Origin of the sequence: Desulfobacter sp. UBA2225 (assembly GCF_002348205.1) — a bacterium.
GTDB classification, from domain to species: domain Bacteria; phylum Desulfobacterota; class Desulfobacteria; order Desulfobacterales; family Desulfobacteraceae; genus Desulfobacter; species Desulfobacter postgatei.
In genome coordinates this window covers 1-3,247 of sequence record NZ_DDYV01000331.1, presented here as the reverse complement: position 1 = coordinate 3,247, position 3,247 = coordinate 1, and the positions used below count along the sequence as shown (strand labels likewise).

At 48.4% G+C, this 3,247-nt stretch carries 4 protein-coding genes; 1 reads left to right on the top strand and 3 read right to left on the bottom strand.

The genetic code is table 11. The features are described from left to right. Positions 1 to 209: 209 nt before the first annotated feature. On the top strand, positions 210 to 965 hold the full coding sequence (locus B3D59_RS17230) for a response regulator (protein ID WP_349676908.1): 756 nt from the start codon (positions 210 to 212) through the stop codon (positions 963 to 965). On the opposite strand, the gene B3D59_RS17225 is transcribed toward B3D59_RS17230, so the two are convergent. The 3 genes from B3D59_RS17225 to B3D59_RS17215 form a co-directional block, all read right to left on the bottom strand. Then, positions 926 to 1,807, bottom strand: a complete 882-nt coding sequence (locus tag B3D59_RS17225) for a cation diffusion facilitator family transporter (RefSeq protein WP_286822379.1) — start codon at positions 1,805 to 1,807, stop codon at positions 926 to 928. The two genes, B3D59_RS17230 and B3D59_RS17225, sit on opposite strands and share 40 nt — an antisense overlap. A gap of 84 nt (positions 1,808 to 1,891) precedes the next feature. Further along, positions 1,892 to 2,704 carry a DUF3108 domain-containing protein gene (locus B3D59_RS17220; protein WP_286822378.1) on the bottom strand — a complete coding sequence of 271 codons (813 nt, stop codon included), beginning with the start codon at positions 2,702 to 2,704 and terminating at the stop codon, positions 1,892 to 1,894. Then, positions 2,701 to 3,247 (bottom strand): DNA translocase FtsK (locus tag B3D59_RS17215; RefSeq protein WP_286822377.1); only part of this gene is annotated, 547 nt, incomplete at its 5' end. The genes B3D59_RS17215 and B3D59_RS17220, both read right to left, overlap by 4 nt.

Below are 3,247 nucleotides of genomic sequence, written 5' to 3'. Positions count from 1 at the left end.
CCACGGAAAATATCGGAGAGCCAAAAAAATCCCACATGAGTAAACACCCTGGGCTTGGCTCCAAAGCAGTGGCAAGGAAGACCCAAGCTGTTGTATCTGAAATACAAGGCTGTTGAACAAGGCAAACAGATGATCCCCTAAGCCGGATTGATTTTCAATCACAAAAGGCTTATTCTGTTCATCACAAAGGTTGAACATTATACGTCGGCCTGACCAACGAAAAGCTTGGTCCGAATTTTACCTCGAACATTCCTGATGCATCGACCGATGATTATGTAAAAATAGAGGTGAAAGACACGGGCCACGGCATTCCGCCCGAGTTGATTGAGCGTTTGTTTGAACCGTTTTTCACAACAAAGGGACCGGGGGAAGGAACAGGCATGGGATTGGCGGTGGTCCACGGTATCGTGAAAAGCATGAAAGGAGAAATTATCGTTGAAAGTGTTTTGGGCAAGGGAAGCGCTTTTAGTGTCTACCTTCCTGTTGTTCAAGATATGGCAAAGACGGATGAGCCCAAAGAAAATGCACTGACCAAAGGGCGCGGACATATCCTTTTTGTTGACGATGAGCCGTCTATGGTTGACATTGGAGAACTGATCCTGACACAATTGGGCTATCATGTAACGATAAGAACCAGTGGAATTGAAGCCCTGGAAGCATTTAAATCGAACCCGGATAAATTCGACCTTGTGCTGACGGATATGACGATGCCACGGATGACGGGAGAAAAATTGGCCAAAGAAATCCTTTCAATACGTAAAGAAATTCCCATTATCATCTGTACAGGGTTCAGCTCAGCAATGACCGAAGAAAAAGCACTGGAAATTGGGGTAAAAGGCCTTTTAATGAAGCCTTTTATTTTCTCTGAACTTGCGGACGTAATTCATAATGTCCTGAAAAAGGAACTCAGCAATGTACATTGCTGTCAGTGCAAATCCGAAGGGTCAATATGCACCCGGACCTGACTGACTCTACCCATGTGCACCCGGATCATTTCCCGGACAGCTTCGCCTATGTCATGGGCCATTTCCACAGTAATCTTCGGATCCACCACAATGTCCATATCCACAAGAAAGGCAGCGCCGCTTCGGCGTACCCGTATTCCATGCACGTTTTTAACCCTGTTGACGCTGAGCGCAAGCGTCTTCACTTCCTGGATTTTATTCTCGCCCACAGATTCATCCATGATCTGGCCCACTGCGTCCATGGCAATCCCATAACTCATCTTGAATATGAACAGGGCCACCACAATACCGGCTACAGGATCAAGAACAGGATATTTTAATTTGGCACCAACAATACCGATCAGCGCGGCAATGGAAGAAAAGGCGTCTGACCTGTTATCCATGGCATTGGCAATGGTTGACGGACTGTTGGTCTTCACCCCGGCCCTGTACATGAACTGGTACATCAACTCGTTGACGACAATTGACAAGATCGCCGCATATACGGCCAAATCTCCCGGGGCATGGAGCGATCCCTGACGGATTGTTGCGATGGCGGTTCTGATAATTTCGACACCGGCGGCGACCAGCATGCCCACCACCACCAGGGTGGAAATCACCTCGGCCCTGCCGTGGCCGTAAGGATGTTCTTTATCCGCGGGTTTCTGGGCGATTTTCAGGCTGATATAAATAAACATGGATGCAAAAATGTCCGAGGCGGAATGCACGGCATCCGCAACCATGGCCCCGGAGTTTGACACAATGCCTGCCCAGCCCTTTATGACCGTTAATCCAAAGTTCCCGAGAAACCCGACAACCGCCCAGAACCGGGCGGTCTGAAAGTCTTTATCCGTTGATGTCACGCCTTGACTTTGCCCATTAATTATTTGCTCTTGAAAAAATCCCGATTCTAAACGTATGGTATCTCATAATGCCGCCATGAGCTGTTAGCGTATAGAAACAAGCTCACCAATGATTGAACCGACAATCACTTTAGACTGGATGCGAACCGGGAGACGCCTTTCATCCCTGGTAATCCAGAAACGCAACATAGGCTTGTCGCTTTTTTCAAACACCCCGCCAAAATGGATAACCTCAGGCTCAATCACATAGGTATCATAGGTGGTGTTAAAACATGTTATGGTCTCTTGTCCCACAACCGTTGCTCTGCCCATAAAACATTTTTTCCCGTCAGTGATGGGAAATTTGATCTCCTTTTTGTTGCCTAAATCCATGCCGCGTATTTTATAAAATGCCGCAAGCGGGTCAAATGTGCCGGAAGGAATCGTTATCGGCTCTCTTGGGGCATTAAAATTTGAATATCTGGCTACACCTTGTTCCCAATCAAACTGCACGAGGATATCGCGTTGTTCGCTCCCTGTCTCTTTTTTGCTGTAACAAACTGAACGGTTGAGATCAAGGTCCGTATATGAATCAAGTTGATCTCGAATTTGATATAAGACATCCACCAGTGGAGAGGTTTCCACCTTCAATGAAAAGTGCCGGCAAGGTCGTTCGCCGACCTTTATCACGGGCTGAACATTAAAAGAGGCAACGCCTGCGTCAATCGTATCCCACCGGATCTGATATACAAGCTGCTCTCCCGGGGAGAAGGGCAGTTGATTTTCTGACGCTTCTTTATCCGAGGCCTTTACCGATGACCCGCATAAAAAAGATAAAAACAGCAGCATTAAAAAAAAGAATCCGGTAATAACAAAATTGGGCAACGCCCGCTTCCACTTTAATTTAATCTTATTCATTCAATAAACCCGATTACCTGGCGGGGCCTGACACCGTCGGAAGGGGCGACAACCCCCTGTTTTTCCATAAGATCAATAATCCGCGCTGCCCGGTTGTAACCGATCCGTAACGCCCGCTGCACCCCGGATATGGAGGCCTGACGGGTGGACATGACAAGGTCGAGAGCCTGCTGATACTTTTCATCATACTCATCATCGTCAAACGCCATTGTATGCTGGGGCTCTTCTTTTTCCGTGGTAACATCCATAATATATTGGGGTGTTCCCTGGGCCTTGACAAAGGATGTGATGGCGCTTAATTCCCGTTCGGACAAATATGTGCCGTGGACCCGCTTGAGCCGGGCCGTGCCCGGGGGGACAAAAAGCATGTCTCCCCTGCCCAGAAGCGTTTCCGCCCCATTGGCATCAATGATGGTCCTGGAGTCGGTCTTGGATGAGACCTGAAAGGAAATCCGGGTGGGGAAGTTGGCCTTGATAATACCGGTGAGAACATCGACGGAAGGCCGCTGGGTGGCCAGAATCAGGTGGATGCCGGCCGCGCGC

What these genes read in the sequence shown, in the direction of transcription:
- B3D59_RS17220 (WP_286822378.1), bottom strand. Translation starts at nt 2,704, where the DNA reads ATGAATAAGATTAAATTAAAGTGGAAGCGGGCGTTGCCCAATTTTGTT.